The following is a 26,408-nucleotide window of genomic DNA, read 5'->3' as shown; positions in this document are numbered from 1 at the left end:
ACCGCACCATGCTGATTCCCTATCACCTGCTCGAAGCCGACACCCTGACCCGTCTGCTGGAGGACTTCGTCACCCGTGAAGGCACTGACAACGGCGACGAAACGCCGCTGCAGACCCGCGTCGAGCGCGCCCGTCACGCCCTGGTCAAGGGCCAGGCACTGATCGTGTTCGACCCGGACAGCGAGCAGTGCCAGTTGATGCTGAAAGAAGAAGTACCACGCGAACTGCGCGAGCCATGAGAACTACTCAGAACCTGTTCAACGTCTCGCGAGCTAGATGTATGTGAGGCAAAAACAGGTAGGAAGCGGAGTTTACTGGCTGTAAATGAGCATTCCGAACCTGTTTTAACGCAGCAGACCTGACGCGCAGCAGACTTCTCAGCGCCAGCCCAGGCGCGGGCCCAGCAGGATGATCGTCGCGCCGGCCACACACAGCACTGCACCGATCCAGTCCGTATTCAACGGACGTCCCCGCTCGACCACCCAGAGCCAGAACAGTGACGTGACAATATAGAGCCCGCCATAGGCGGCGTAGGCACGCCCTGCGTAGGCTGCCTCCACCCGCGTCAGCAGCAGGGCGAATGCGGTGAGCGCCAGCAAGCCCGGAACGATCCACCAGGCACTCTTGCCCATGCGCAGCCACATCCAGAAGGCATAGCAGCCAGCAATTTCGAACAGTGCCGCCAGGAAAAACCACAGGTAGTTGAGCATTCGTCAGTCTCGTCAGATGCCTAGGGGCTGGTGCCGTTTTGATTTAACTCATTGAGTCGGATGTAAGAATACTTCCAGTCCAGGCCTTCGAACGGGCCTCTTCGAGGCAGTTGCTAGCTTTATCTGTGGGGGCGCGATGCCCTGCAGGAAGGCTGCCGTCACGGATAAGGCATACGCGCGTTCAACTGCGCAAACTCCCCTCGCGCTCCCACACGCAGCGCATGCGCAGCTCGTGCTCCTGAGGGCTGTGATAGCCGTTTTCCGACTCCCAGCGAAAGGTGTGCAGGCCATTCAATTCGGTTTCCAGATGCACCACCGCACTGGCCCAGTACAGGCGTTTCAGCAACGACTCGAACGCCTGCACCCAGAGTGCCCACTCGTACTCGACCGCCCGGTAGCTGGCGCCGAAATGGATCACCTGGGTCTGGTACAGGCCTGCATCCTCGTTGGCGCAAAAGGAGAACATCTCGCGGCCGAGAAACGGCCAGACATCGCCTTGCGGCAATTGTTCGAGCGCGCGCCGGTTGTTCTCGCGACGCTGCTGACGTTGCTCGCGGTCACCGGATGGCCAGTCACGGATACAGCCATAGACGATGGATTCAGGCTCCACACGGGTACTCCGAAAAGTGCAGGCTGCCTTCTATCACAGGGCCTCGCCGCTGCAAAGGAACTGCACCCAAGTCCGTGAACTGGCCTCAAACACGCTGCGCCGCAGCCGGGGCACGCAGGCACCAGGCGATCACCGTCATCGTCACCGCCATGCCCACCATGACCATGAACGGCACCTGGTAATTGCCTGACAGGTCGCGGCCCATGCCAACCAGTACGGGGGCCAGGCAGGCCATGCCATAGCCTGCGCACAGCATCATTGCCGTCCAGCGGCTGACCGCCATTGGCGTATGCACTTCGTACAGCGGCAATACCAGCGACAAGGCAAAGGAACCACTGAGGGCGAACCCCATCAGCACCGCCCAGACTTCCGGCAACAACTGAGGGTTGAAGGTGATCATGCTCAGGCACAGCACCATGCTCAGGCCGCAACAGACCAACAGGGGCTGACGGATATCGAAACGCTGCGCCAGCCAGGGCAGCAGCCAGGCACTGGGCAGACCGACCAGCATGAACAGGCTGAACAGGGCGTTACTGTGCAGCGTGCCCAGGCCGCCCTCGTGGTAGCGCGCCACCAGCCAGGTCGCCAAGGTATAGAACAGGCCTGCCTGAATGGCGAAGAAGCCCGTGACCAGCCACGCCCTGGGCTGGCCCCATGGCAGCCCTTCACTCGGTTCCTGGCTCACCGCATCGGCCCGACTCGGCAAACGCCACCAGAACAGCAAGGCCACTACGGCAGGCACGGCCCAGCCAGCGAGGCCGAAGGCCCAATTGTCGCCCAGGGCCTGGGTGACCGGCACGGTCAGCACGGCACCGGCGGCACCACCGATGGCCATGCTGAAGGAATACCAGCCAACGACCCGACCCACGTGATCGACGAAATGCCGCTTGATGAAACCGGAGAGCAACGGCCCGGCCACGGCAATACCCGCACCCAGTAAAACGGCACTGCCGATCAGCAGCGCGCTGACATGCCCGCCCAGGCGCAACACCAGCGCCAAAGCTATGAGTGCCAGACAGGCAGTAATCGTGCGTTCCAGGCCGAAGCGCATCGCCAGACGCGGCGCCAGCGGCGCCAGCAGGCCCATGCACAGCACCGGCAGTGCAGTGGTCAGGCTGATCAGGCCACGGCTCAGGGCCAGTTCGTTGGCGATACGTTCGATAAGTGGGGCGAAGGAGGTGATGCCGGGGCGTAGATTGATCGCCGCCAGCACCAGAGCCAGCATGAGCAAGACGCGAGAAACAGGTTTCACAGGAAATTCACTAGCAGATCGGCCACATGAGCCTGGTCGGCCACCCTACCCCGCAAGCCTTTCACGGGCAAGATCATCCCCCGCAAAAATCGACTGTTCGGACAGCAAATCCTGCCAACGCGGGTGCCGTTTGGAACACCAATCAATGGCAGTTCGAATGAGCGCCTTCAGTGTCTCGAAAAATACCAATAGCCTGTATATAGTGGCCTTTTGCCAAAACAATCGTGATGCACCGTACCTGAACAGAGCCCTGCCACGGCAGCCATCCCAGGCAACGCCCCATGGTCCGTGCGCAGCAGCCCCCTCGCCCACTCGCTGGAATATCGATTATGAAAACAAAAAAAGATGCAGATTCCACCGTTTCCGAGCCGCGCTCCCTGGCCGTTCCCGTAGCCGATGCACCACCCCGTACGGCCCTGCTGCCAAGCGTGCCGGGTAATGGCGAGCAGTACATGTACTTCACCGAGCGGGACATCGACCGCATCCTGGAAAACCTCGACGGCCTGCGCGAGCGGGTGTTTCCCAAGGTGCTGAATGACGACGGCAGTGAATCGCGCTCCGCCCAGCACTTCCCCTCGGTCTGCCTGATCGGCCTCGGTCGCTGCGGCTCCAATATCGCCCTGGACGTCGCCTCGCTGGTGTACAACGCCCGCAAGTTCTACCTCAACGAATTCAGCAACCAGGAAAAGGCCGCCAATGAACAGCGGCCCAACAGCTGGATTCGCAACAACCTGCGCCTGTCATCCAGCCGCGCTGCCAAGCCGGTATTCCTGATCGAGCCCCTGGTCATGCTCGGCGACCTGGACAAGGACATCGAAGGACGTATCCGCTTCTCGCGCAAGACCGAGAAAAGCGGCTTTCTCAGCGACTACAGCAAGATGAAGATCATGGACCTGTCCGAGGTGCATGCCGGCGGCGCCGGTAACGCACCGATCCTCGGTCAGTACCTCGCCAAGATCATCCTCAACAAGGACACCCAGCGTTTCTCCAATGCGGACTGGAAGTTCATCCACAGCTACCTGATCGACTCCTGCGGCATCAAGGCCAACCAGTCGCGGCTGTACTTCTACATCTTCAGCGCTGGCGGCGGTACCGGCTCGGGCATGGCCTCGGAGTTCGGCTTAGCGCAACAGTTCGCCTATATGAGCAAAACCTTCGAGACCAAGCCCGAGCAGGCCAACGACGACAACCGCGACCACTCCTTCGTTTTCGAGCCGATCTTCACCAGCGGTATCTGCATCCTGCCGAACATCTCCGACCAACGCATCGAGATGTCCGAAGCCCTGCACATCAACGCCGGTCGCCTGCTGTGCAAGTACCTCGCCGAGGAGTGGGACTTCTCCTACAACTTCGACAACGAGGAAACCGGTGAAGAGAGCGTGATGCGTCGTATCCGTCCGTGGAACGCGATGATGCTGATCTCCAACGACATCATGCGCTATGCCGAGGAAAGCGACGGCGGCAACATCCAGAACATCGACGTCAACGCCATGGAGCGTCACGCCAACCAGTACATCTCGCAGCAGATCTTCAACATCCTCACCGCCCAGGCTGTCACCACCGACTACGACCAGAACTACTTCCGCCGTGCGGGTATCGACATTGGCGAGACCATCCGCCTCGACGCCAACGACCTGTTCATGAGCCTGGCCGGCCCGGTTGCCGTGGCCTATGCCGAATCGGTGGTCGCCGAACAGGCACCGCCAACCCCGGCAGACAAGTTCAAGGTGTTCGAGAAAGAACCAGCACGCCTGAACATCGACGACCTGTTCTTCCGCTCCATCGATCTGCCGCACTTCAACAAGGCGACCCAGGCCATCGAAGGCATCAGCTTGCTGCCGATCGAATCCAAGCGCTACCGCGCGGCGCTGGAGCAGTACAAGAAGTCCAACTACGACGCCAGCGCCCTGAGCGACCTGCACTTCTTCAAGAACTGTTCCTCGGTGGTGTCGATCGTCTCGCTGCCCAAGGACTACAAGCTGTCCTACATGGACCTGAACCGGCTCAAGACCCACCTCAACAGCCTGTTCCCCAACACCACCCTCAAGCGTTACGCGCTGGTGATCGGCGCCTCTGCCAACCTGTCGCTGACCACCCTGATCGTCAAGAGCCCATGCCTGTCGGACGATTTCCTGACCCTGATCGTGGCCTTCATCAAGCGCTGCTTCGCTCGTGACCAGTTCCGCTACGACGACAGCCTGGACAACGCCATGCTCGAATTCATCGTCTCCGACGAGTTCGATGAAGAGCGCATCGAGGCCATGCTCAACGAACACGAGAACCCGGCGAAGATCCTCGACACCAACTGGTATGCGATCAAGCCAATGTACGAGAAGAAGTACCGCGAGCTGATCAATGATCAGGACAAGTTCGTCTCGATCAACGACATCCGCCTGTCGCGCGACAGCGTGAAAAAGGCCATCAAGTACCTGCGCGAGATCTACCGCCACCGCGTCGGCAAGACCCGCGTCATCTCGCTCAACGATTACACCGACAAAGCCTGATCCGCGCGCTGCACCAATAAAAAGGGCCTGTCTTTACAGGCCCTTTTTCATGAGCAGATTGCTTAGCGGTTGAAGGCCGCCTCCCACTCATGCAGCCAACTCAGGCCATGCATGGTCGGGCGCTGCGATTTGTATTCGGCCCCCAGCCAACCGCGATAGCCTGACTCTTCCAGGGCCCGCAGCAGAACAGGGAACTGCAGTTCGCCGGTCCCTGGCTCGCCCCGCCCGGGGCAATCGGCAAACTGCACATGGCCGATGCGACCGGCCAGCAGGTGAATCCCAGCCACGACGTCCAGCCCCTGGCGCGCCATGTGATAGAGGTCGTACTGAGCCTGGCAATTGGGGTGATCGACCGAACGCAGCAAGTCATCGAGCTGCTCCGGGGTGTTGATCAGGAAACCAGGCATATCCAGCGGATTGATCGCCTCGCACAGCACGCGTATGCCCAGCGGCGCAAACGCCTCGGCAGCCTGACGCAGGTTGGCCGTCAGGGTGGTGATGGCCTCATCGCGCGTCACGCCATCTGCCAGCCGCCCCGGCAGGACGTTGACACAAGCTGGGCGCACCATCGCCGCATAGGTCAGCGCCTCGCGCAAGGCTGCGTCGAACTCGGTCTGGCGCGCGGGAACGGCGGCCAATCCCGGGCCACCGGTCAACAGATCGCCGGCTGGCAGATTGATCAACACCAGCGGCATACCAGCCCTCTGCAGAGCCTCCTTCAGACGCAGCGCCGGAACCTCGTAGGGAAACTGGATCTCCACCGCCGAAAAACCTGCGGCAGATGCTGCAACGATCCGATCGATCAGAGGCAACTCGCTGAACAGCAAGGACAGGTTGGCGGCGATCTTCATACGAGCTCCGGGAGATACAGTTTCACCAGTGTAGAAGGATCCTGCTCGAGATAACCGTGACCGCCGTGCAAACGCATCAATTGGGCGGCCAGGCCAGTCATCGGCGTGGCACTACCCTGCTCATGCGCCAGCTTCACCGCATTGTCCAGATCCTTGAGTAACGTGCGGACGTGCCACTTGACTGGCTCGAAGCAACGCTCGGCCATCTGCAGGCCGAGAATCTGCAGGGGTTTGGAGTCGGCAAAGCCACCCGCCAGCGCTGGCGCAATCAGCGCGGCATCGACCCCTGCACGCTCGGCCAGCGCCACAACCTCGGCAATCACCAGTGCATTGCAGGCGACGATCATCTGGTTACAGGCCTTGGTCACCTGGCCTGCGCCGACCTCGCCCATGCGCGTCAGGCGTTGGCCAACATGAGCGAGTATCGGTCGCACACGCTCGATATCCTCGTGGCGGCCGCCAGCCATGATCGCCAGGCTGCCAGCCTGTGCACCAGCGGTACCGCCCGAAACTGGCGCATCGACCCAACGCATGCCCGTGCGTTGCTCCAGCTCTGCAGCCATTTCACGGGTAGCCGCCGGCTCCAGGCTGGAAAAGTCCACCAGTAATTGCCCTGGCCGAGCACGCTCGACAATGCCACCTGCACCGAAAACCACCTCACGCACCGCTGCCGTATCGGCCAGGCACAGCATCACGACATCCGCCTGCTCACACAGCTCGCCCGGTGTCGGCACCACAATGGCACCGTGTTCCAGCAAAGGTTGGCATTTGTCAGCGGAGCGATTCCACACATGCAGCGTAAAACCTGCGGCGAGCAGGCGTTGGCTCATGGGCAGGCCCATCAGTCCGATGCCGGCGAACGCCAGCACAGGCAGAGAAGAAGACATCGAACGACTCCAGTCGAAGGCCACGAAGGGGCAAGGCCTGTGGGTAAGCGGCTACAGCCTGTCCTTTTCCAGGTGATCGAGATCGACACTGTCACCGGGGTGCGCGTCGAGCAACTGACGAATGTCCTCGAACATGAGGTCGAACTCGGCATGGCTGTGCATGATCAGCCCACTGGGTATCTGCAAACCATGCTTGGCGGCCAGGCGTGTGGCGACGCTGGCAAAATTGAAAGCCGTGTCGCGATGCAGTTCGACCGTGTCCTCGAATGCCTGCCCCTGCACAACGCCCTGCAGACGCATGTGCAGCATCGCCCCCTCCTGGGCATCGTGGCGAACCTCATAGTAAAGGTCGACCGTGAATTCCGGCTGGCCAGGCAAACTGGCGCGATGCAAATGGCCGGGAGTGAACATAGGCCTCTCTCCTGATCAATCGGGAACAGTCAGTCTAGGCGCTTTTGCCCCTGAGCACTGTTTCAGTGCAGCACGTTAGCGGTTACTCGCTCCTGCACCAACACCCATGGTGCAACCACCACCGCCCACAGGGCCGGATCACGCGCCAGCAGATCTTCCGCCAGCGCAACTTCGACCTTGGTCACCTGGGCGCTTTCCAGCCATTGCGCTACTTTTACCTGGCTATTCTCGGCCACAGCCAACGCGACTTCGACCAGATCCAGGGTGCCATCGACCCACAACAACGCCCCACGGGCGAAAAAGGGCTGCAGTTCCTGCCAGGTGATCGGGGCGGTTTCGCCAAGCAATTTGGCATAGAGGGTGCTAGGTTCTTCTGTCATGGCGCGCACTCGGTGAAAAAACGGCGGTCATGATAGCGCCCGCAGACGCAAACGTGCGCTTCAACCCGCATGGCAAGTCGCCTCCAGAGCAGCGCCGTTATTCTGTATGTTTGTTTCAATTAAGCGACACACCTGGGAATGCTCCGGATTGTCGGCTTTTCAAGCCGCGAAATGGAGTTCTACACTGTGCCGGTACAGTTGCCGGACATATGACCGGGGGATGCCAATCCGGTCCACCCGCTTCGGCGCATGGATTACAACAACGAAAAACTAAAAAAGAGTGGAGCACTATGAATAAGGCTAGCAAGCACGTATCCAAGCTGTTCGCCGCCATGGCTCTAGCTGGCGTCGCCAGCTACTCGATGGCAGCCGACACCATCAAGATCGGCCTGGCAGGCCCGGTCACCGGCTCTGTAGCCCAGTATGGCGACATGCAGCGCGCTGGCGCGTTGATGGCCATCGAGCAGATCAACAGCGCTGGCGGCGTCAACGGCGCCAAACTCGAAGGCGTTGTCTATGACGACGCATGCGACCCGAAACAAGCGGTCGCGGTCGCCAACAAAGTGGTCAATGATGGCATCAAGTTCGTGGTCGGCCACGTGTGCTCCAGCTCCACCCAGCCGGCTACCGACATCTACGAAGACGAAGGCGTACTGATGGTGACCCCGTCGGCCACCGCTCCGGAAATCACCGCTCGTGGCTACAAGCTGATCTTCCGCACCATCGGCCTGGACAGCATGCAAGGCCCGGCAGCCGGCAAGTTCATCGCCAGCCACTACAAGGACAAGACCATCGCGGTGCTGCATGACAAGCAGCAATATGGCGAAGGCATCGCTACCGAGGTCAAGAAAACCCTCGAAGGCGCTGGCGTCAAGGTAACGGTCTTCGAAGGCCTGAACGCAGGTGATAAAGACTTCAACGCCCTGATCAGCAAACTGAAGAAAGCCGGTGTCAGCTTCGTCTACTTCGGCGGCTACCACCCGGAAATGGGCCTGCTGCTGCGCCAGGCCAAACAGGCCGGCCTGAACGCCACGTTCATGGGTCCGGAAGGTGTCGGCAACAGCGAAATCACCGCCATTGCCGGTGACGCATCCGAAGGCATGCTGGCTACCCTGCCACGCGCATTCGAGCTGGACCCGAAGAACCAGAAGCTGGTTGAAGCCTTCAAGGCCAAGAAGCAGGACGCGAGCGGCATCTTCGTTCTGCCGTCCTACTCGGCGGTTTCCGTCATTGCCCAAGGCATCGAGAAAGCCGGCTCGACTGATCCGGAAGCCGTTGCCGAAGCACTGCGCAGCAACACCTTCAACACCCCTACCGGCGAACTGAGCTTCGACGACAAGGGCGACCTGAAGAACTTCGACTTCACCGTCTACGAGTGGCACAAAGACGCCAGCAAGACCGAAGTCAAATAAGCAATCCGTTGTAATCACAAAGCCCACGTCTTTTCGTGGGCTTTGTTTTAGCAGCGCTCCAGTGTCTGCCCCCGCTTCCCGGCGCAGTCCTGGCAACCAACTGCGAGCCGAACGCCCAACAGGTATCCTGTGCGGGACGTTCAGCGAGAGATTCCCATGCCTGACATCTATCACTACCTGCAACAGTTGCTGAACGGCCTGACCGTCGGCAGCACCTATGCATTGATCGCCATTGGCTACACCATGGTCTACGGCATCATCGGCATGATCAACTTCGCCCATGGCGAGGTGTACATGATCGGCTCCTACATCGCCTTCATCGCCATCACCCTACTCGCCATGATGGGTCTGGACAGCGTGCCGCTGATGATGATCGCCGCCTTCGCCGCGAGCATGATCGTCACCAGTGCCTATGGTTACAGCATCGAACGAATCGCCTACCGACCGCTACGCGGCGGTAACCGTCTGATCCCGCTGATCTCGGCAATCGGCGTGTCGATATTTCTGCAGAACATGCTCATGCTCTCGCAGAACTCGAAGGAAAAAGCCATTCCGTCCCTGCTGCCGGGTAACTTCATCATCGGTGAAGACAGCATGAACGGCATCGTCGTGTCCTACATGCAGATCCTGATTTTCGCAGTCACCTTCCTGGCCATGGTCGGCCTGACGCTTTTCATCTCTCGCTCGCGCCTCGGCCGCGCCTGCCGCGCCTGCGCCGAAGACCTGAAGATGGCCAACCTGCTGGGCATCAACACCAACAACATCATCGCCCTGACCTTCGTCATCGGCGCCGCCCTGGCAGCCGTAGCCGCCGTCCTGCTGGGCATGCAGTATGGCGTGATCAACCCGAACATTGGCTTCCTCGCCGGTATCAAGGCCTTCACTGCTGCCGTACTCGGCGGTATCGGCAGCATCCCTGGCGCGGTGCTTGGCGGCCTGCTGCTGGGCGTGGCCGAAGCCTTCGGTGCCGATATCTTCGGTGACCAGTACAAGGATGTGGTGTCGTTCGGTCTGCTGGTCCTGGTTCTGCTGTTCCGCCCAACCGGCATTCTTGGCCGTCCTGAGGTGGAAAAAGTATGACCGCCCCGACTACGAACAAGCGCGTCAAAACCGCCTTCTTCAGTGCCCTGCTGGTACTGGCCGTTGCCTACCCGGTGCTGGGTCTGAAACTCACCACCGTAGGCATCAAGCTGGAAGTCCACGGTGCCAGCCCCGCGGTGCTCTGGACCATCGCCGGCTGTGCGATTGCCATGTTCTTCTGGCAACTGTTCCGCGATAAGGTACAGACCGCCTGGGACAACACCCCGAAGCTGCCCGCCATTCCCAGCAAGGCCAGCAATTTCTTCACCCTGCCCTCGACCCAGCGCTGGATCATCCTGGGCCTGATCGTGGTCGCCCTGGCCTGGCCGTTCTTCGGCAGCCGTGGTGCAGTGGACATCGCCACGCTGATCCTGATCTACGTGATGCTCGGCCTCGGCCTGAACATCGTGGTCGGCCTCGCCGGCCTGCTGGACCTGGGTTACGTCGGCTTCTACGCAGTCGGGGCCTACACCTACGCCCTGCTCTCGCACTACTACGGCTTCGGCTTCTGGATCTGCCTGCCGCTGGCGGGGATGATGGCTGCCCTGTTCGGCTTCCTGCTGGGCTTTCCGGTGCTGCGCCTGCGCGGTGACTACCTGGCCATCGTGACCCTCGGTTTCGGCGAGATCATTCGCCTGCTGCTGCGCAACATGACCGACATCACCGGCGGCCCCAATGGCATCAGTGGCATCGACAAGCCGAGCTTCTTCGGCCTGACCTTCGACCGCCGCGCTGCCGAGGGCATGCAGACCTTCCACGAGTATTTCGGCATCGCCTACAACTCGGTGCACAAGGTGATCTTCCTCTACCTGATCGCCCTGCTGCTGGTACTGCTCACGCTCTTTGTGATCAACCGCCTGCTGCGCATGCCCATCGGCCGCGCCTGGGAAGCGTTGCGCGAAGACGAGATCGCTTGCCGCGCGCTGGGCATGAACCCGACCATCATCAAACTCTCGGCCTTCACCCTGGGCGCCACCTTCGCCGGCTTTGCCGGTAGCTTCTTCGCCGCACGCCAGGGCCTGGTCTCGCCGGAGTCCTTCACCTTCATCGAATCGGCGATCATTCTCGCCATCGTGGTGCTGGGCGGCATGGGCTCGCAACTGGGCATCATCCTCGCGGCCATCATGATGATTCTGCTGCCCGAGCTGGCACGCGAATTCAACGAATACCGCATGCTGATGTTCGGTGCCCTGATGGTCCTGATGATGATCTGGCGTCCACAGGGCCTGCTGCCGATGCAGCGTCCCCACCTGGAGTTGAAGCAATGAGCCGCGCGATTCTCGATGTAAGCGGGCTCACCATGCGCTTCGGCGGCCTGCTGGCCGTCAACGGGGTGAGCCTGACCGTCAAGGAAAAACAGGTGGTGTCGATGATCGGCCCGAACGGCGCCGGCAAGACCACCGTATTCAACTGCCTGACCGGCTTCTACCAGCCGACCTCCGGCAGCATCCGCCTGAACGATGAAGCGATAGAGGGGCTGCCGGGGCACAAGATCGCCCGCAAAGGTGTGGTGCGCACCTTCCAGAACGTGCGTCTGTTCAAAGACATGACCGCTGTGGAAAACCTGCTGGTAGCCCAGCACCGCCACCTCAACACCAACTTCCTCTCCGGTCTGCTGAAGACGCCCGCCTATCGCCGCAGCGAGCGTGAGGCCATGCAATATGCCGCCTACTGGCTGGAGCAGGTCAACCTCACCGACATCGCCAACCGTCCCGCCGGCACCCTCGCCTACGGCCAACAGCGCCGCCTGGAAATCGCCCGTTGCATGATGACGCGCCCCAGCATCCTCATGCTCGACGAACCGGCTGCCGGCCTCAACCCGCGCGAGACAGAAGACCTCAAGGCGCTGATCGCCATGCTGCGCAACGATCACAACGTCACTGTCCTGCTCATCGAGCACGACATGAAGCTGGTCATGAGCATTTCCGACTACATCTACGTGATCAACCAGGGCACCCCGCTGGCCAATGGCACCGCCGAGCAGATCCGCAACAACCCGGATGTGATCAAAGCCTATCTGGGGGAGGCGTAACCCATGCTGAGCTTCAACAACGTCTCCACCTTCTACGGCAAGATCCAGGCCCTGCATGACGTCAGCATCGAGGTACAGAAAGGCGAGATCGTCACTCTGATCGGCGCCAACGGAGCCGGCAAGTCGACCCTGCTGATGACCCTCTGCGGCTCGCCCCGCGCGGCCAGCGGCAGCATCCGTTACCTGGGTGAGGAACTGGTCGGCCAGGACTCCTGCGACATCATGCGCAAGAGCATTGCCGTGGTTCCCGAGGGTCGCCGCGTGTTCGCCCGCCTGACCGTCGAGGAAAACCTGGCCATGGGCGGCTTCTTCGGCAGCAAGGCGAGCAATCAGGAACAACTGGACAAGGTCCTGCACCTGTTCCCGCGCCTGAAAGAGCGCCTGGCCCAACGTGCCGGCACCATGTCGGGCGGCGAGCAGCAGATGCTCGCCATTGGCCGCGCCCTGATGAGCAAGCCCAAACTGCTGTTGCTCGACGAGCCGTCACTCGGCCTGGCGCCCATCATCATCCAGCAGATCTTCGACATCATCGAGCAACTGCGCGAGGACGGCGTGACTGTGTTTCTCGTCGAGCAGAACGCCAACCAGGCACTCAAGCTGGCCGACCGCGCCTATGTACTGGAGAACGGGCGAATCGTCATGCAGGGCAGCGGCGCCGACCTGCTGGCCGACCCCAAGGTACGCGACGCTTACCTGGGTGGCTGATTGTTGATAGCGCCTGACCAAGACCGCCCTCCGGGGCGGTTTTTTATTGGCCTCAGGGAGGGTACGGTCGGATTTGGCCGGTTCACCACGGCCTGCCCCATACAGCGACCACCGCACCTCGGACAACCTCAGATCCGCTACAACGAAAATCCGAAGATCACCGTTTACTGCCACGTGCAGACATTGACTGGAGGCCCTCGGTATAGACTAGCCGCCCCCAGCACCAGGAACGCGCCCCCATGCTCAAGGTCATCGCTCAGGACTTCATCAAGCCGGAGTACGTAGAAGCAGTCATGCCGTACTACCGCGAACTGGTGGAGAAAACTCGGCAGGAAGAACGCTGCATTGCCTACACCCTGCATATCAACCAGAAAGACCCCGGCCATTTCATTTTCATCGAGGAATGGCCAGACCGAGCAGCACTGGACTTCCATTGCCAGACGGAACACTTCCGCACCCTGGTGCCAAAGATAGATGCCCACCAACGGCAGGCCGGTACTTACCTGCTCATGGACCCATTCAGTTGAATAACCCAGATAAAGGCTGTGCCCTATAACCGGGCTGTGGCTTCACACCAATTGCGCCTGGCGCCCAGCGAACGCCGCCAGATGACTACCCCATGGCACGGAGTACTTACATGCCAAACCAGCGGATTTCCCCGTACTACTATGTTCTTGGCCTCCTCACCCCGTTCTGGCTGCTAATTGGTGTTGCCGTGACGGGCGCACTCTACCCCGGATACAGCCATATCGATCAGGCCATGAGCGAGCTTGGTGCACTGGGAGCCCCCACCCACGAGATATCGCCGCTGATCAACAACTATCCGCTCGGAGTCCTGTTCATCGCCTTCGGCCTGGCCGTCTATGCCACGTTCAAACAGTCCTGGCCGGCCAAGGCAAGCGGCGCGCTGATCGCCCTGCATGGCCTGGCCAGCTCCGCCACCGGCTATTTCTCCTGCGATGTGGCTTGCGGCCTGGAAAACCCTTCCACCAGCCAATCGCTGCATAACCTGGCAGGCCTGGTCATGTTTCTCTCGCTGGTCCTCGCCAGCGCCTTGTGGACATACCTCGCACTGCAGTTGCTGAACCGCCGGGGCTTCGCCTTCTTTTCCCTCGCCTGCACTGTCGCAGCGCTGGCCGTGTTGCCACTGATGGGAGCAGCCGTCGAGTCGGGGCAAGGCTTCGGTCTGTACCAACGCATCAACTACGGCGCCTCGCTGCTTTGGGTAGCAGGACTGGCCTGGGTACTGCTGCGCAGGCAGCATCGATAGCCAGGCGCCTACTGAACGCCCACGCAAGGCCACCACGAATCAAGGAGAACCCATGCCCTTCCCACCAGAAGAACGTGAAGCGCTACTGAGCCTCAAAGGTGTCGGCGATACGGTAATCATGCGGCTCGAGCAAATGGGGTTCGACTCACTCGAGCAACTGAGCCAGGCCAATGCGTTGGATATCGTGAGTTCAGCCGCTGCCAGTGTCGGCTCGACTTGCTGGAAGAACAGCCCACAAGCGCGCGCTGCCATCCAGGCGGCTATCTCGCTGGCGCAATCGCATCAGCCAGGAGGGGCCGGCTGACATCGCTCGTCAGGTCACACCTCGCCGGCATAGCACACCGGCGAACTTGACGGCCCTCGCCGCTCCAACTCGTCGTCAAGAAACTCGGCCAGCACCCGGGCGTTGTTGCACTGCTCATCCTTGGCCGCGAACAACAATGTCAGCCTACCTTTGCCAGCCAAGCCCAACAGCCCCTGCCAATATTCGGGATGAGCCGCCAGCTCGGCCCGATAGCGCTGGCGGAATTCACCGAATAACGCGGGGTCATGACCAAATGCTTGACGCAATTGCGTAGAAGGGGCGACTTCACGCAGCCAAGTGGTCAAGTGCAGGACGTCTTTGCGGCACCCTCGTGGCCACAGGCGATCGACCAGCACACGAGCACCGTCTTCCTCACTGGCTGGTAAATAGACCCGCTTGCATTGGATCACCGCGACGCCTCTCTAGCCTTCGTCATCCTCATCATTGCTGCCAACCGTGGCACCCAGACACGTGAGCACGTGATTGCCCGTGCTATCGGCAATCGCCCAGCTGCCACTTTCAACACTGTAGCTGGCGGCCGCTACCTCAGTGGCGGAGAAGCTCCAGACACGATGAGTACGACCATCCATGCATTCCACTCGGAGCAATGGCTGCTCGGCCTCAGCCGGCTCACCAAGCGTGAATTGCCAGGCATGCAGATCATCAATGATCAACATGTCGGCTTGCTGCAGTTCGCCAAGCAGATCAGGGTTATCGGTCATCATTCACGCCCCTCGAGCAGTGCCAGGCGCTCTTCCAGCGCCACGATACGTGCCTCCAGCTCGGCCAGACGGCTCTCGTCAGCGACAGCCCGCGGCGCACTTTCGGTACTACCACGACTGGCCAGCAACGCCTCCAGGTCCGCAGGCTCGCCCAGCAAGTGCATGTAACGCTCTTCACGCTGCCCCGCCTGGCGTGGCAACAGGCTGGCCAATCCACGGACCGCGAGACGCTCCAGTTGGTGCTGCACTTCGGCGGCATCCTCGAAGGCGAACAAGCGGTTGCTGCGGGTCAACAACTCATTGATGGTCTGCGGCCCACGCAACAGCAGCAGGCCGATCAGTGCCAACTGCGGCTTGACCAGTTCCAGGGTCTTTTCCGCCCGCTGCTCCCAGCGGTCAGCCCGCCCTCCCATGACCAAGCGGCTCAAGCCACGCCCTTCGAGGCTGCGCAGTGCCTGCCCGACCTGGCCTTCGGTAAGGCTCATCAGGGGTTCACGGCTGGTTTTCTGATTACAGGCCAGAACCGTTGCATTGACGGTCAGTGGATAGGTTTCCGGCGTGGTGGCCTGCTTCTCGATCAGGCATCCCAGTACACGGACCTCGATGGCACTGAGCGGGTCCAGTTCCGTTTGGGCGTCGAGATCGTTAGACATGATGGCTCCCTGGCAATTTAAAGGACGTAGCCTGCCACATGTCTCTTCACAACGCTCTGCCTTCCCGCTTCCCCTTGAGATCGCCGCACGCTGTGGGTAACGTGACCGCTCCCTGCACGAGAGCCTGTCCATGTCCCCCGTCCGTTGCCTGCTATTTGCCTTGTTGCCGCTGTTTGCCGGCTGCCAGCTGTTCGCTACCAAAGCCGAGCCGGAAGTGCTGGGGCAGCGCCTGCAGGGTGAACTGGGCACCAGCAAGGGCAAACTGCTGTTCCGCCCCTGCCAGGACCAACGCACGTTCAGCTTCAGCAGCGACGGCAACCCGGACCTCATGCGTGAAATCTCTGGCCTGCTTGCCGATGGCGGCGGCCCTGTGTTCGCCGACCTCAGCGGCCAGCTTCGCGCCGGCGCGGTGGCCGACACCGACGGTCAGCTCAAGCTCACCCAGCTCTATCGCATTCAACATGAGGGGCATGGCTGCGATGACCCCGACTTCAAGCGCCTGATCTTGCGTGCCTCCGGCAATGAGCCGGACTGGAGCGTGAATGTCACCGGTAAGGGACTGGCCTTGATGCGCCCCGGCCAACCACCGCTGGCCCTACCGTATCTGGAGGAAACCCTGCCGGATGGCAGCTTCAACCTCAGCAGCGAGGCCAATGGGCAGCGTTTCGAGCTCTGGGTCGCCCCACAACGTTGCACGGACACCATGAGCGGTGCCATCCAGCACCTCAGCGCCGAACTGCGCCTGGACGGCGTCGTCCATCGCGGTTGCGCCTCGCTGGGTGGCGCGCGAAACCGCTGACACGCATTTAGCGACAGGCGACATTCTCCGATGCTCGCCTCCTTCCTGCTCAGTGCTTGCCCCTCAGTCGAGAATCCCTGCCGGCGCGCGCGCCGTGCTACGCCACTGGCTCAGCACCACGCCGATGAACACCAGTGCTGCCGCTGCATACTGCAGGGTGTTCAAACGCTCCCCCAGGAAGATCGCCGCAAACACCAGAGTGAACACCGGGATCAGATTGGTGAAGCCTGATGCCTGACTCGCTGGCAAACGGCTGACACCGAAGTTGTACAAGCCATAAGCGCCCACCGTGACCAGCACGCCCAGGTAGATCACCGAGCCCACGCCGAGTGCACTGAACGCCTGAGGGACAGGCTCAGTCATGAGCGCCAATGGCAGAAAGAACAGGGAGCCGATGAAGGCCTGCATGGCAGTCAGGATGAACGCCGAATAACGCTCGGAGAGAAACTTCAGCAACAGCGTGTAGCCCATGGCACAAAGTATGGCGAGAAATTCGTAGAAGTTGCCGAGCATCGGCGCAGGCGCACTTTCGTCTGCTTCGCCAGCCAGGCTCAGCCATACGGCGCCGATCACTGCCAAGCCGAAACCAGCCAGCGTGGTCCGGGTGATACGCTCGCGCAGGAACAGGTAGGCACCTATTGCCACCAGCAACGGCAGCAAGGCCGTGATCATCCCGGCTTGCGCGGCGCTGGTGCGCTGCAGGGCCAATGCCTCGAAAATGAAATACAGACAAGGCTCACACACCGCCAGGCCGAGCAGGTACTTCCAGTCGCCACGCAGGTAGCGCAAGCGTCCTCGCCAGCGCCAGGCCAGGAGGAAAACCAAGCTGCCGAGCGCCATACGGCCAAAAATCACCCACATCGGCGGTAGTTCACTAAAGGCGAACTTCAAGGCGATGAAAGAGCTGCCCCACAATGCCATGGCAATTACCAGGCAAACCATCGCCAGCCCTGGCCCCTGTGCTCTGTGCACTACACACCTCTACATCTGGCAAAGACGCAGTATAGAGCCGCAGAGCTGAGCAACACAGAGACGACCCGCTTTCGAAAATCTCTAAACGGTCGTCAGCCGAAGGGGCGAACGCATCCGTTTTAATAACGAAAAAGAATATAACTTTTGTTTTATAAACCTCTAGTACCGGGTAGGGTGGTGGCTGCAATTGGCTCCAGGAGTGTGTGTTCTTGTCTCTACGTAACCGTGTCACCCGTTTCTTTCAGCTCGAATCAGCCAGCGGCCTGCTGCTGATCGCCGCCGCTGTACTGGCCCTGAGCATCAACAATTCGCCGCTGGCCTTCCTCTACAACGGCCTGCTGGAAACCCCCGTGGTCGTCCAAATCGGCGCCCTGAATATCGCCAAGCCCCTGCTGCTGTGGATCAACGATGGGCTGATGGCCCTGTTCTTCCTTATCGTCGGCCTGGAAATCAAGCGCGAAGTCCTTGAGGGGCATCTGGCCAAGCCGTCGCAACTGGTCCTTCCGGGCGCCGCAGCGCTGGGTGGCATGGTTGTCCCCGCGCTGGTGTTTCTGTTCTTCAACCATGACAACCCGGCAGCCGCCAGTGGTTGGGCCATTCCCATGGCTACAGATATCGCCTTCGCCCTCGGGGTACTCGGCCTGCTCGGCAAGCGTGTGCCGCTGTCCCTGAAACTGTTCCTGATGACGCTGGCGATCATCGATGACCTCGGCTCGATCATCGTCATTGCCCTGTTCTACTCCAGCGAGCTATCGACCCTGTCGCTGATGCTGGCTGCCGGACTGCTCGCTCTGCTGATGCTGTTCAACCGCCTGGGCGTCACGCGCCTCGGACCCTATCTGGTGATTGGCTTGCTGGTATGGGTATGCGTGCTTAAAAGCGGCGTGCATGCCACCTTGGCCGGAGTCGCCCTGGCCTTGATCATTCCACTGCGCACGGCGCGTGACACACCCTCGCCTGCCCGCGCGCTGGAGCACGCGCTGCATCCATGGGTCGCCTTCGCCATCCTGCCGCTGTTCGCCTTCGCCAATGCCGGCGTACCACTGGCAGGCCTGACCCTTTCCAGCTTCACCAGTCCGGTACCTCTGGGTATCGCCGCCGGCCTGCTGCTGGGCAAGACGGTGGGGGTCTTCGGCTTGACCTGGCTGGCCGTCCAGGCACGCATCACCCGTTTGCCGGCCGAGGCCAACTGGGGGCAGGTGCTGGGTGTGGCAGTACTGTGCGGCATTGGTTTTACCATGAGCCTGTTTGTCGGATCCCTGGCTTTTCCGCCTGGTGTCAGCGAATACGCTGGCGCAGACCGTATCGGCATCCTGACCGGCTCGGTGCTGGCAGCGGTGATCGGTTACGCCATTACCGCGGCAGCGGCCCCGCGAAAGGCCTGAATATCGGGCAGAAAAAAGCCGGCATATGCCGGCTTTTTTCATCGACCTGTCGCTCAATGGGTAACGCGACTGGTGCCGTCGACGGTCATGATGCGAACACGCTCACCCACGCGGAAGATCTCGTCCTTCTCCACCTGCTGCACATAGGCGCGCATGGTGCCGTCATCTTCACGCACAGTAATTTCAACACCTTGGGTACGGGTCAGGCCCTCTTCCGTCGCGGCGCCCAGCAAACCGCCCGCAACTGCGCCAATCACCGCTGCCACCGCAGAGCCTCGGCCCCCGCCGATACCGCTACCGGCCACGCCACCGACTACCGCACCTGCGCCACCACCGATTGGTGTTTTGGTGCCCTCGATCTTCACTGGACGCAGTGATTCGATGGTGCCCATGCGCACGGTCTGCACCTTGCGCGCTTCGTCACGGCTGTAGCTGTCTCCGCTCAGGTTGGATGCGCAACCACCCAACGTCAGGGCCAGAGCGGTGAATGTCGCGGTTATCAGCATCGATGTACGCATAGTCTCTCTCCGATATGGCAGTACTGCATTAGAACCCGCCTGACACTACGAACCAGTGCGCGGTATTCCCTTAGATACACGGCGCGGCAAAAAGTCCGATTCTGTGCCGCACAATATTTAGTTAGGGTAGCGCAGTTGTCGCAGTGAGCAGGTCAATGGACTATTTCATCGTTTTTATCACCACGGCCGCTGGCCTGTACTTCCACGGCTGGCTTTACCTGCGCATCAAGCGCTGGATGGACCGCGATCTGGCGCTGTCTCTGGCAGGCAGCGACCCGGACAAGCGCGCCTATATGCTCGAACGCCTGGGAGAAGCCCGTAAGTCGAAGATCAAGCGCCGAGATCTGCAGCCCTGGCTGGAAAACGCCGCCCTGACCTATCGGGCCGACTGAGCCAGACGCCACAGGCGAGCGATATCACTGGCGCGTGCCTGCAGTTCACCCGCTGCGCCATCCAGCGCGGCCTGCAGGCTCATCGGGCCCGGCGCCAGGCTGAAGGCAGCCTCGATACCCGCCTCGTACAACTTCTGATAATCCTCACCCAGACTACCGACCAGCGCGATGACCGGCACACCCGCGGCCTGCGCGATACGCGCCACACCAACGGGTGTCTTGCCGTGCAGGCTTTGGGCGTCCAGGCGCCCCTCTCCGGTAATAACCAGATCCGCCCCCTCGAGTGCCTGGGCCAGGCCTGAAACCTCGGCCACCAACTCCACACCAGGACGAAAACCGGCCTGCAGAAAAGCCCGAACAGCGAAACCCAACCCGCCCGCCGCGCCCACACCTGGGAACTGGCGGTGATCTTCGCCCAGCGTCTCAGCCGCGATGCGCGCATAGTGATTCAGCGCCGCGTCCAACTGCTCCACCTGAGTCGGGTTCGCCCCTTTCTGCGGGCCAAATACCTGAGAGGCCCCCTGCATGCCGCACAGGGGATTATCGACATCGGCCGCCACATCCACCTGGACACCCTGCAGACGTGCATCCAGGCCGGACAGGTCCAACCGGGCAAGGCCCGCCAATGCAGCGCCACCAGGCGCCAGCTCGCGCCCCTGATCATCAAGCAAGCACACACCCAATGCCTGCAGCAGACCGGCGCCACCATCGTTGGTCGCACTGCCACCGAGGCCGAGAATGATCCGGACAGCCCCGGCATCCAGCGCCTGACCAATCAGCTCACCCGTACCATAGGTAGTAGCGCGCGTAGCATCACGCTGCTCGCGCGGGACCCAGTGCAACCCACTGGCAGCGGCCATCTCGATGACTGCCGTGCGGCCTGGCAACCAGCCCCAGTGTGCTGCCACCGGCGTGCCCATTGGCCCGCGCACCTGACACTCGCGCCGCTCGCCACCGGTCGCGGCCAGCAGCGCATCCACCGTGCCCTCGCCGCCATCGGCCATGGGCTGCAACACAATCTGCGCGTCAGGGAATACCTGCGCCCAGCCACGCGCAATAGCCGCTGCGACCTCGGCGGCAGAGAGGCTTTCCTTGAAAGAATCCGGAGCTATGACGACTTTCATGCAGTCCTCGTGGCGGGCACGACACCCGACAGGTCAACACCTACGGCTCAGCACCTGCTTGCAGCCCTGGCGGTAGAACCAGACAAGACCTGACGAGGTATCGCCGCAGGAGTCGTAGACAGGTGCTCAGGGAGCCAGGCGTTCACGCACCCAACCAGCGTCCTGCAGTCGGTAGTTGAGACGGTCATGCAGGCGACTGGGGCGTCCCTGCCAGAACTCGATACGATCCGGCAGCAGTCGGTAGCCACCCCAGTGGGGCGGACAATGCGGTGCTTGGTCGAGAAAGCGCTTTTCCGTATCCGCCAGCAGGCCTTCCAGCTCGCCACGCCCTTCGATGACCCGGCTCTGCGGTGAAGCCCAGGCGCCCAGGCGGCTGCCCAGTGGTCGCACCTGAAAATAGGCGTCCGACTCGTCAGCCGTGACCCGCTCGATCCGCCCCTCGATCCGCACCTGACGCTCCAGGGCTGGCCAGAAGAACGTCATCGCCGCGAAGGGCCGCGCAGCCAATTGCTGGCCTTTGGCACTGTCGTAGTTGCTGAAGAAGGTAAAACCTCGCTCATCCAGCCCCTTGAGCAGCAGCACCCGACTATGCGGCCGCCCCTGCTCATCAACCGTCGCCAGCATCATTGCGTTGGGCTCCACCGGTAGCTGCTCGGTTTTTACCGCATCGGCGAACCAGTGCTGGAACAGGACGAAGGGCTCATCCGGTGCCTGGTCTTCGCTGAGGCCATTGCGGGTGTATTCGCGACGCATATCAGCAAGGGACTGGGACATGACTCAGGCTCCGTGAACAATAGGTCCAGCTTACTTGGCCAATGCCTTCTTGGTTTGACCTGGAGCAGCTTTATCGGCAACTACCACGGCTGGGGCCGGAGCCGAAGCGGGAGCCGGGTTGCTGTACTGGACAAGCAAGGCCACCAGGGTGTCTTGCGGCGTCAGGACCATTTCGACACGGCGATTCAAGGCACGTCCTTCAACGCTGTCATTGGCAGCACGTGGCATATCCGGGCCGACGCCCTTGAGCAACAGGCGATCACGCTGCAACCCGCTGAGGCGAAAGATCGCCGCCACGGCCTTGGCGCGGTCTTCACTGAGTTTGCGGTTGGCCTCGAGGCTGCCACTGCTATCGGCATGACCGAGTACCAGCACCGCTGTGCGCGGGTCCTGCTCCAGCATCTTGGCGACACGGGTGAACGGCCCCAGAGTGACCGGCAGCAACATGTTCGGCCGATCGGGGTTGAACGAGCCATCCACCGGGGCGGTGATTACCAGTACGTTTTCCCGACGCTCCAGCTCGAAGCGGCTATCCTTCAACGCCTCGCGAAGGCGTGGCTCATACTCGTCGAGCCAAGCCTGGGTCACCTTCTGGTTGATTTCCGGCACAGCAGGCTTTTCGGCCTTGTCGGACTTGTCGAAAAAACCGGCACAGCCAGTCAGGCCAAGGCACAGCAGCAACGCGAGGGGTCTGGTCGAGAGCATTTGAAATCCACAGTCAGTAAGAAATTGATCGGTAGCGGGCGTCCATCGCCACGCCGGGAATAGGGTTGTTTACAGGCATTGGCCCAGTATGCGCGACAACTTCTGCGCACGTGGGTCCATCAGTACATAAGGCCCGAGGCTGTTGGTGGCGAAACCGAATGCCACTTCGCGCTCCGGGTCGGCAAAACCGACCGAACCGCCAGCACCGGGATGACCGAACGCCTTGTGACCAAGGCCGAACGTCGCATTCGCCACATCCGGTTGATCGAGCATGCACCCCAGGCCCAGACGGGTACGGGTCAGCAGGGTCTTGTCTTCGCCATTGGCATGTTCACGGGTCATTTCGTTGAGCAGCTCGGCTTCCAGCAGGCTGCCGTCCAGCAGCCCGGCATAGAAACCGGCGAGCGCGCGCGCGTGTCCATGGCCGTTGGCAGCAGGCTGCTGCATGCGGCGCCATTCAGGCTTGTTGGTACTGGTAAGAATCGACGGCGGGTTGGCAAACGCTCGCGTGGTCATCGATGCTGGCTCAGTCATCATGCACGTGAGCAGGCGCTGCGCAGCGGCGTCCCCCATGTCCCCCTTCTTGCGGGCGATATGCGCCACGCGCTCGAATTCGCTATCGGCCAGGCCAACATGAAAGTCCAGCCCGAGCGGTTTGGCGATGCGCGCGACGATGGCTTCTCCCGGCCCGCGCCCATCGACCCGACGCAACACCTCGCCAATCAACCAGCCGTAGGTGATCGCGGCATAACCGTGGCCTTCGCCAGGTGTCCACCAGGGCTGTTCGGCGGCCAGCGCCTGGGTCATCTGTGTCCAGTCGTACAATGCTTCAGCGGGCAATTGCTCACGCAGGGCTGGCAAGCCCGCAGTGTGACTCAGCAGTTGGCGGACCGTTATGCGCTCCTTGCCGGCGGCGGCGAACTCCGGCCAATAACGCGCGACGGAGGCATCCAGCTCAAGCTTGCCTTCGGCGACCAGTTGCAGCGCGGCCACAGCAGCGAAGGGCTTGGTGCAGGAAAACAGATTGAGAATGGTGTCGCTGTGCCAGGCTTGCTCGCCATCCTTGTCGGCAACACCTGCCCACAGGTCGACCACGGTTTCACCACCAACCTGCACGCACAGTGCAGCGCCCCGTTCCTGCGTATCGTTGAATAATTCGGCGAACGCCTCTTTCAGCGCTTCGAACCGCAGGTCGAAATGGCCCTGTATCTGCACCTGCATCCCCCTAATTCAAAATAAAGCCGGGGCATTGTTACAGCCCCGGCTGTGAATGTGAATCTTGGCCGACAGCCTGCGCTCAGAACGTGCTTACGCTTCTTCTGACTGTCGGCCATACAGCGTTAGAAATATTCTCAGGGTGTGGCAGCTTTACCCGGCTCGGCAGGCCTCGCGGCAGCCTTGAGCAACACGCCCGGCGCGCTCAGGTTGGCCTTGCGTACGGCCTCGACGAAGCCCTGCCATGGTCGGTCGGTAATTCCCAACAAGCCCAGGTGGCCATTCTCGCCATCCAGGCGGCGCCCACTGACGGGCTGGTCGAGGTACTGGAACCAGTGCACGCCAACAATACTCGGCTCTTCCAGGGACCTGGCCAGGAAGTGCGCATAGGCCGGGCCACGCTCCTCTTCCTTGTAGGTCTCGACCACACCGCCCCAGAACGGGCCACGGTCACGCGAGCCAAAGTGGAACTCGGTGATCAATATCGGCTTGTCCAGCGCCCGCAGCGTGGCGAAGTCATAGCCCTGCTGCGGCTCGCGAGCGTAGAAGTTGAAACTCATCACGTCGCAGTACGTGGCACAGGCCTCGATGGCTTCCGGCGAACTGATGGCGAAACGACCACCCAGCAGCATGTGGTTGGGAGCATGCCACTTCAGCGAATCCGAGATGGTCTTGAAGTAGGTGTCGGCGAAGAAGCGCTGGAATGCCTTCAGGTCCTGTTCGATGGCCGGATGTTCAGCGCTCGGCAGTGGCGCCTCGAAGCCCGGGTCTTCCATCAACTCCCAGGCACCCAACTGAATGCCCCACGCCTTGGACAAGCCATCCTGGTTACGGTACTTGTCACGCAACTGCTTGAGGAAGGCGCGCTTGGCTGGCACATCGGTGGTCAGGCGCAATGTGCTGTAGGCCAGGGCGTAGCGGCTTTGGGGATCATTGCCGGGCGCCGTCCAGGCCAGCTCGTTATCGGCGAAGAAGCCAAGCAACCAGGGATCGTCGCGACGATCACGAGCGGCAATCGCGATGGCCCGCTCAGCCGCCATGGCGAAGCGCGGGTCGAACGGATCAGGCATGCCGCCCCACCAGTCCAGGCCCGTATTAATGATCGCGTAGTCGCCGGAAATCGACAGCGGAACGGTATAGGGCATGCGCTTGGCGGCACCCAGCTCGGCATCGCTCCAGTTGCCCAGGGTGTTGAAGCCCCACCCGAGCAGGCGATCAAGGCTGTGCTGAGTCCAGCGAGGTGAATCGAAGCCCGGCCCTGCGCATGGCGCGACGGATGCCTGCACGGCTGCTGCACTTCCGGCATGCGGGCAAGGATGTTCGTAAGTGCGCTGCAGGTTGGCGCGATAGAAATCGAACCAGCGCCCCTGGTCGAATGCCCGGCCACGGTTGGCACCGGTGTCACGTCGGCTATCGCTGCTGCCATAGTAGGTTGCCAGCGCATCATCCGGCTTGGGCAGCGCACTGAACATGCCCTCCCGGCCTTCGATATAAGTCTGGCTCTGGTGGGAGCTGACCGCATTGACGCCCAGCGAATAGAACGGATGCCCCTCTGGCGTCACCAGAAACCAGCGGCCGTCCTGCTTCTCGGCGCGGAAGAAACCCTTGGCCTCGAAACGTGGCCCCTTGAGCAGGCCACCAAAGGGGTCCAGCTCAGGGCGCTTCTGCAACCAGTTTTTCAATTGAGCCTGCTCGCGAGCAGCCGCCTCGCGCAGTTGTTTGTCACTGCTGATCTTTTCTGGCCACTGGCCCCGGCTGTACTGGCCCCAGGCATCGACGATACCGCTGTAGGCGGCCTGTTGCGCCGCGCCCGAGCTCTGCACGCCAAAACGCCCAAGCAGAATGCTCTGCGGCGCGTTCGGCTTGTCGAGGAACAGACTGACGGACTTGACCTGTGCAGCCGTCAGCTCGCCACTGACGGTTTCCGCCAACAGTACCCGTTGATTCTCGAACGCAAACGGCATGGGCGGACCGGCACGCATGCCCTGAGCCAGCGGTGACGTGGCGGCCAGTGGCATCAGAAGCGTCTGCGCCGGGCCGGCAGGCAAAGCGATGCGGCTGCTGAGTACTTTGCCATCCGTGCTTTCGATACGGACTTCAAGGGTAATGGCCCAGTCCATCGCATTCTGTACACGCAGGCTCATGGCGCGCTGTTTCGACCAGTCCCACTCCCCGCTCTGAGGTTGCAGACGAAGAGTTGGACGCTCAGCTGCATTAAAAACCACGCGGCGCAGCACCTCGCCCTCGGCGTTGGGCTCGGCGGTCAGTTCGGGCAGATTGGCCTGCTCGGTAGTGACTTGCACCGCATCCAGCGGGCGCACGAAATTGAACAATGTTTCATCCTTGGCCACAGCCACACCGGCAACGCTCAGCAAAACCAGCAACAACGTGGCCTGCAGTTTTCTCTCGTGCCCCATGAAACCCCTCATTCAACGAACGCTCCGAAGCCCAGTGGAAATCAGTCGATATTTTCACGTAAATCGTGAGGCAAAAGTATGGGCGCCCCAACTATTGTTTATCCGGAAAATATTTCACCAAAACGCTGACGCAATGCCCAAGGATAGTGGTTTTCAGGCCCGCCAGGCCTGTATGCAGCCAATCAGATGCAGTTCAACCCAGCTACTGGCTGCGGACCTGCGCAAAACGTCAGTGTTGAAGACGTCACCAGGCGCCAGGGGTTCCCTGTCCTACGCCTTCGTCCACCCTACATGGTTGCTGGAGGGCTGGGAATTTGGGCCGTA

Annotated in this window: 29 protein-coding genes and 1 pseudogene; 13 read left to right on the top strand and 17 right to left on the bottom strand. The window is 61.3% G+C overall.

Annotation, left to right across the window (positions count from 1 at the left end; translation table 11 throughout):
* Positions 1 to 8: 8 nt before the first annotated feature.
* The gene (locus ACWPW0_RS07395; protein WP_447590549.1) at positions 9 to 239 is read left to right on the top strand and encodes a YheU family protein; all 231 of its coding nucleotides are present in this window, start codon (positions 9 to 11) and stop codon (positions 237 to 239) included.
* A 138-nt stretch (positions 240 to 377) separates the two neighbouring features.
* On the opposite strand, the gene ACWPW0_RS07390 is transcribed toward ACWPW0_RS07395, so the two are convergent.
* The 3 genes from ACWPW0_RS07390 to ACWPW0_RS07380 all read right to left on the bottom strand — a co-directional run bounded on the left by ACWPW0_RS07390 (position 378) and on the right by ACWPW0_RS07380 (position 2,572).
* Complete coding sequence (locus ACWPW0_RS07390) at positions 378 to 710, bottom strand: YnfA family protein (protein WP_447590547.1); 333 nt, start codon at positions 708 to 710, stop codon at positions 378 to 380.
* A 181-nt stretch (positions 711 to 891) separates the two neighbouring features.
* Positions 892 to 1,320: a hypothetical protein gene (locus tag ACWPW0_RS07385; RefSeq protein ID WP_454254895.1), complete on the bottom strand. Its 429-nt coding sequence runs from the start codon at positions 1,318 to 1,320 to the stop codon at positions 892 to 894.
* Between the two features lie 85 nt (positions 1,321 to 1,405).
* Positions 1,406 to 2,572, bottom strand: a complete 1,167-nt coding sequence (locus tag ACWPW0_RS07380; RefSeq protein ID WP_447590543.1) for an MFS transporter — start codon at positions 2,570 to 2,572, stop codon at positions 1,406 to 1,408.
* 329 nt (positions 2,573 to 2,901) lie between these two features.
* Between ACWPW0_RS07380 and ACWPW0_RS07375 the strand changes: the two genes are divergently transcribed.
* A complete protein-coding gene (locus tag ACWPW0_RS07375) occupies positions 2,902 to 5,076 on the top strand; it encodes a hypothetical protein (protein WP_454254894.1) in 2,175 nt (724 codons plus the stop codon).
* A 62-nt stretch (positions 5,077 to 5,138) separates the two neighbouring features.
* On the opposite strand, the gene ACWPW0_RS07370 is transcribed toward ACWPW0_RS07375, so the two are convergent.
* The 4 genes from ACWPW0_RS07370 to ACWPW0_RS07355 all read right to left on the bottom strand — a co-directional run bounded on the left by ACWPW0_RS07370 (position 5,139) and on the right by ACWPW0_RS07355 (position 7,605).
* Positions 5,139 to 5,927: a hydroxypyruvate isomerase family protein gene (locus ACWPW0_RS07370; protein WP_454254893.1), complete on the bottom strand. Its 789-nt coding sequence runs from the start codon at positions 5,925 to 5,927 to the stop codon at positions 5,139 to 5,141.
* Positions 5,924 to 6,814 (bottom strand): NAD(P)-dependent oxidoreductase, encoded by an 891-nt coding sequence (locus ACWPW0_RS07365; RefSeq protein ID WP_454254892.1) that lies wholly within the window; start codon positions 6,812 to 6,814, stop codon positions 5,924 to 5,926. The genes ACWPW0_RS07370 and ACWPW0_RS07365 overlap by 4 nt, the downstream gene beginning before the upstream one ends.
* Before the next feature lie 51 nt (positions 6,815 to 6,865).
* Complete coding sequence (locus ACWPW0_RS07360) at positions 6,866 to 7,225, bottom strand: DUF5064 family protein (RefSeq protein WP_454254891.1); 360 nt, start codon at positions 7,223 to 7,225, stop codon at positions 6,866 to 6,868.
* Positions 7,226 to 7,287: 62 nt separating this feature from the next.
* Complete coding sequence (locus tag ACWPW0_RS07355; protein ID WP_447590534.1) at positions 7,288 to 7,605, bottom strand: DUF2288 domain-containing protein; 318 nt, start codon at positions 7,603 to 7,605, stop codon at positions 7,288 to 7,290.
* A gap of 290 nt (positions 7,606 to 7,895) precedes the next feature.
* Between ACWPW0_RS07355 and ACWPW0_RS07350 the strand changes: the two genes are divergently transcribed.
* The 8 genes from ACWPW0_RS07350 (at position 7,896) to ACWPW0_RS07315 (ending at position 14,408) form a co-directional block, all read left to right on the top strand.
* Positions 7,896 to 9,017 carry a branched-chain amino acid ABC transporter substrate-binding protein gene (locus ACWPW0_RS07350; protein ID WP_454254890.1) on the top strand — a complete coding sequence of 374 codons (1,122 nt, stop codon included), beginning with the start codon at positions 7,896 to 7,898 and terminating at the stop codon, positions 9,015 to 9,017.
* A 156-nt stretch (positions 9,018 to 9,173) separates the two neighbouring features.
* Positions 9,174 to 10,097 carry a high-affinity branched-chain amino acid ABC transporter permease LivH gene (livH, locus tag ACWPW0_RS07345; protein ID WP_447590530.1) on the top strand — a complete coding sequence of 308 codons (924 nt, stop codon included), beginning with the start codon at positions 9,174 to 9,176 and terminating at the stop codon, positions 10,095 to 10,097.
* Complete coding sequence (locus ACWPW0_RS07340; RefSeq protein WP_447590528.1) at positions 10,094 to 11,365, top strand: high-affinity branched-chain amino acid ABC transporter permease LivM; 1,272 nt, start codon at positions 10,094 to 10,096, stop codon at positions 11,363 to 11,365. The genes livH and ACWPW0_RS07340 overlap by 4 nt, the downstream gene beginning before the upstream one ends.
* A complete protein-coding gene (gene livG, locus ACWPW0_RS07335) occupies positions 11,362 to 12,129 on the top strand; it encodes a high-affinity branched-chain amino acid ABC transporter ATP-binding protein LivG (protein WP_447590526.1) in 768 nt (255 codons plus the stop codon). Before ACWPW0_RS07340 ends, livG begins: the two co-directional genes overlap by 4 nt.
* A 3-nt stretch (positions 12,130 to 12,132) precedes the next feature.
* Positions 12,133 to 12,834, top strand: a complete 702-nt coding sequence (locus ACWPW0_RS07330) for an ABC transporter ATP-binding protein (RefSeq protein ID WP_447590525.1) — start codon at positions 12,133 to 12,135, stop codon at positions 12,832 to 12,834.
* 239 nt (positions 12,835 to 13,073) lie between these two features.
* The gene (locus ACWPW0_RS07325; protein WP_454254889.1) at positions 13,074 to 13,361 is read left to right on the top strand and encodes a putative quinol monooxygenase; all 288 of its coding nucleotides are present in this window, start codon (positions 13,074 to 13,076) and stop codon (positions 13,359 to 13,361) included.
* 110 nt (positions 13,362 to 13,471) lie between these two features.
* Positions 13,472 to 14,104 (top strand): DUF998 domain-containing protein, encoded by a 633-nt coding sequence (locus ACWPW0_RS07320; RefSeq protein ID WP_454254888.1) that lies wholly within the window; start codon positions 13,472 to 13,474, stop codon positions 14,102 to 14,104.
* Between the two features lie 52 nt (positions 14,105 to 14,156).
* The gene (locus ACWPW0_RS07315) at positions 14,157 to 14,408 is read left to right on the top strand and encodes a helix-hairpin-helix domain-containing protein (RefSeq protein WP_447590520.1); all 252 of its coding nucleotides are present in this window, start codon (positions 14,157 to 14,159) and stop codon (positions 14,406 to 14,408) included.
* 14 nt (positions 14,409 to 14,422) lie between these two features.
* Here ACWPW0_RS07315 and ACWPW0_RS07310 read toward each other — a convergent pair whose 3' ends face one another.
* From ACWPW0_RS07310 to ACWPW0_RS07300, 3 genes are read right to left on the bottom strand one after another with little or no spacing between them, the layout of a single operon-like run.
* Positions 14,423 to 14,818, bottom strand: coding sequence for a DUF488 domain-containing protein (locus tag ACWPW0_RS07310; RefSeq protein WP_447590518.1), 396 nt, complete (start codon positions 14,816 to 14,818; stop codon positions 14,423 to 14,425).
* A gap of 12 nt (positions 14,819 to 14,830) precedes the next feature.
* On the bottom strand, positions 14,831 to 15,130 hold the full coding sequence (locus ACWPW0_RS07305; RefSeq protein WP_447590517.1) for a DUF5629 family protein: 300 nt from the start codon (positions 15,128 to 15,130) through the stop codon (positions 14,831 to 14,833).
* Positions 15,130 to 15,783: a YceH family protein gene (locus tag ACWPW0_RS07300; protein WP_454254887.1), complete on the bottom strand. Its 654-nt coding sequence runs from the start codon at positions 15,781 to 15,783 to the stop codon at positions 15,130 to 15,132. Before ACWPW0_RS07300 ends, ACWPW0_RS07305 begins: the two co-directional genes overlap by 1 nt.
* A 130-nt stretch (positions 15,784 to 15,913) precedes the next feature.
* Here ACWPW0_RS07300 and ACWPW0_RS07295 point away from each other — a divergent pair, with 130 nt between their 5' ends.
* Positions 15,914 to 16,582 (top strand): COG3650 family protein, encoded by a 669-nt coding sequence (locus tag ACWPW0_RS07295; protein ID WP_454254886.1) that lies wholly within the window; start codon positions 15,914 to 15,916, stop codon positions 16,580 to 16,582.
* A 63-nt stretch (positions 16,583 to 16,645) separates the two neighbouring features.
* Here ACWPW0_RS07295 and ACWPW0_RS07290 read toward each other — a convergent pair whose 3' ends face one another.
* Complete coding sequence (locus ACWPW0_RS07290; RefSeq protein ID WP_454256709.1) at positions 16,646 to 17,524, bottom strand: DMT family transporter; 879 nt, start codon at positions 17,522 to 17,524, stop codon at positions 16,646 to 16,648.
* Between the two features lie 239 nt (positions 17,525 to 17,763).
* Here ACWPW0_RS07290 and nhaA point away from each other — a divergent pair, with 239 nt between their 5' ends.
* A complete protein-coding gene (gene nhaA / locus ACWPW0_RS07285; protein ID WP_454254885.1) occupies positions 17,764 to 18,939 on the top strand; it encodes a Na+/H+ antiporter NhaA in 1,176 nt (391 codons plus the stop codon).
* 53 nt (positions 18,940 to 18,992) lie between these two features.
* On the opposite strand, the gene ACWPW0_RS07280 is transcribed toward nhaA, so the two are convergent.
* The gene (locus ACWPW0_RS07280; RefSeq protein WP_447590508.1) at positions 18,993 to 19,457 is read right to left on the bottom strand and encodes a glycine zipper 2TM domain-containing protein; all 465 of its coding nucleotides are present in this window, start codon (positions 19,455 to 19,457) and stop codon (positions 18,993 to 18,995) included.
* A 155-nt stretch (positions 19,458 to 19,612) separates the two neighbouring features.
* Here ACWPW0_RS07280 and ACWPW0_RS07275 point away from each other — a divergent pair, with 155 nt between their 5' ends.
* Positions 19,613 to 19,849 (top strand): hypothetical protein, encoded by a 237-nt coding sequence (locus ACWPW0_RS07275; protein ID WP_454254884.1) that lies wholly within the window; start codon positions 19,613 to 19,615, stop codon positions 19,847 to 19,849.
* Here the strand turns inward: ACWPW0_RS07275 and ACWPW0_RS07270 are convergent.
* The 5 genes and pseudogenes from ACWPW0_RS07270 to ACWPW0_RS07250 form a co-directional block, all read right to left on the bottom strand.
* Positions 19,834 to 20,973, bottom strand: coding sequence for a glycerate kinase (locus tag ACWPW0_RS07270; protein ID WP_454254883.1), 1,140 nt, complete (start codon positions 20,971 to 20,973; stop codon positions 19,834 to 19,836). The genes ACWPW0_RS07275 and ACWPW0_RS07270 overlap by 16 nt on opposite strands.
* A gap of 126 nt (positions 20,974 to 21,099) precedes the next feature.
* Positions 21,100 to 21,747, bottom strand: a complete 648-nt coding sequence (gene pdxH / locus ACWPW0_RS07265) for a pyridoxamine 5'-phosphate oxidase (protein WP_454254882.1) — start codon at positions 21,745 to 21,747, stop codon at positions 21,100 to 21,102.
* Positions 21,748 to 21,807: 60 nt separating this feature from the next.
* Positions 21,808 to 22,452, bottom strand: a pseudogene (locus tag ACWPW0_RS07260) (OmpA family protein); the annotation flags it as partial.
* A 69-nt stretch (positions 22,453 to 22,521) separates the two neighbouring features.
* Entirely contained in the window at positions 22,522 to 23,667 is a 1,146-nt protein-coding gene (locus tag ACWPW0_RS07255; RefSeq protein WP_454256708.1) for a serine hydrolase domain-containing protein, read from the bottom strand.
* A gap of 137 nt (positions 23,668 to 23,804) precedes the next feature.
* Positions 23,805 to 26,084, bottom strand: a complete 2,280-nt coding sequence (locus ACWPW0_RS07250) for a beta-agarase (protein ID WP_454254881.1) — start codon at positions 26,082 to 26,084, stop codon at positions 23,805 to 23,807.
* Positions 26,085 to 26,408 lie beyond the last annotated feature (324 nt).

This window comes from Pseudomonas sp. Marseille-Q8238 (assembly GCF_965111915.1).
This window is presented reverse-complemented; position numbering and strand designations above follow the sequence as displayed.

What these genes read in the sequence shown, in the direction of transcription:
- ACWPW0_RS07295 (WP_454254886.1), top strand. Translation starts at nt 15,914, where the DNA reads ATGTCCCCCGTCCGTTGCCTGCTATTTGCCTTGTTGCCGCTGTTTGCC.
- ACWPW0_RS07315 (WP_447590520.1), top strand. Translation starts at nt 14,157, where the DNA reads ATGCCCTTCCCACCAGAAGAACGTGAAGCGCTACTGAGCCTCAAAGGT.
- pdxH (WP_454254882.1), bottom strand. Translation starts at nt 21,747, where the DNA reads ATGTCCCAGTCCCTTGCTGATATGCGTCGCGAATACACCCGCAATGGC.
- livH (WP_447590530.1), top strand. Translation starts at nt 9,174, where the DNA reads ATGCCTGACATCTATCACTACCTGCAACAGTTGCTGAACGGCCTGACC.
- ACWPW0_RS07270 (WP_454254883.1), bottom strand. Translation starts at nt 20,973, where the DNA reads ATGAAAGTCGTCATAGCTCCGGATTCTTTCAAGGAAAGCCTCTCTGCC.
- ACWPW0_RS07365 (WP_454254892.1), bottom strand. Translation starts at nt 6,814, where the DNA reads ATGTCTTCTTCTCTGCCTGTGCTGGCGTTCGCCGGCATCGGACTGATG.
- ACWPW0_RS07370 (WP_454254893.1), bottom strand. Translation starts at nt 5,927, where the DNA reads ATGAAGATCGCCGCCAACCTGTCCTTGCTGTTCAGCGAGTTGCCTCTG.
- ACWPW0_RS07390 (WP_447590547.1), bottom strand. Translation starts at nt 710, where the DNA reads ATGCTCAACTACCTGTGGTTTTTCCTGGCGGCACTGTTCGAAATTGCT.
- ACWPW0_RS07350 (WP_454254890.1), top strand. Translation starts at nt 7,896, where the DNA reads ATGAATAAGGCTAGCAAGCACGTATCCAAGCTGTTCGCCGCCATGGCT.
- ACWPW0_RS07305 (WP_447590517.1), bottom strand. Translation starts at nt 15,130, where the DNA reads ATGACCGATAACCCTGATCTGCTTGGCGAACTGCAGCAAGCCGACATG.
- ACWPW0_RS07340 (WP_447590528.1), top strand. Translation starts at nt 10,094, where the DNA reads ATGACCGCCCCGACTACGAACAAGCGCGTCAAAACCGCCTTCTTCAGT.
- ACWPW0_RS07375 (WP_454254894.1), top strand. Translation starts at nt 2,902, where the DNA reads ATGAAAACAAAAAAAGATGCAGATTCCACCGTTTCCGAGCCGCGCTCC.
- ACWPW0_RS07300 (WP_454254887.1), bottom strand. Translation starts at nt 15,783, where the DNA reads ATGTCTAACGATCTCGACGCCCAAACGGAACTGGACCCGCTCAGTGCC.
- ACWPW0_RS07320 (WP_454254888.1), top strand. Translation starts at nt 13,472, where the DNA reads ATGCCAAACCAGCGGATTTCCCCGTACTACTATGTTCTTGGCCTCCTC.
- ACWPW0_RS07290 (WP_454256709.1), bottom strand. Translation starts at nt 17,524, where the DNA reads ATGGTTTGCCTGGTAATTGCCATGGCATTGTGGGGCAGCTCTTTCATC.
- ACWPW0_RS07325 (WP_454254889.1), top strand. Translation starts at nt 13,074, where the DNA reads ATGCTCAAGGTCATCGCTCAGGACTTCATCAAGCCGGAGTACGTAGAA.
- ACWPW0_RS07250 (WP_454254881.1), bottom strand. Translation starts at nt 26,084, where the DNA reads ATGGGGCACGAGAGAAAACTGCAGGCCACGTTGTTGCTGGTTTTGCTG.
- livG (WP_447590526.1), top strand. Translation starts at nt 11,362, where the DNA reads ATGAGCCGCGCGATTCTCGATGTAAGCGGGCTCACCATGCGCTTCGGC.
- ACWPW0_RS07330 (WP_447590525.1), top strand. Translation starts at nt 12,133, where the DNA reads ATGCTGAGCTTCAACAACGTCTCCACCTTCTACGGCAAGATCCAGGCC.
- ACWPW0_RS07275 (WP_454254884.1), top strand. Translation starts at nt 19,613, where the DNA reads ATGGACTATTTCATCGTTTTTATCACCACGGCCGCTGGCCTGTACTTC.
- ACWPW0_RS07360 (WP_454254891.1), bottom strand. Translation starts at nt 7,225, where the DNA reads ATGTTCACTCCCGGCCATTTGCATCGCGCCAGTTTGCCTGGCCAGCCG.
- ACWPW0_RS07395 (WP_447590549.1), top strand. Translation starts at nt 9, where the DNA reads ATGCTGATTCCCTATCACCTGCTCGAAGCCGACACCCTGACCCGTCTG.
- ACWPW0_RS07280 (WP_447590508.1), bottom strand. Translation starts at nt 19,457, where the DNA reads ATGCGTACATCGATGCTGATAACCGCGACATTCACCGCTCTGGCCCTG.
- ACWPW0_RS07355 (WP_447590534.1), bottom strand. Translation starts at nt 7,605, where the DNA reads ATGACAGAAGAACCTAGCACCCTCTATGCCAAATTGCTTGGCGAAACC.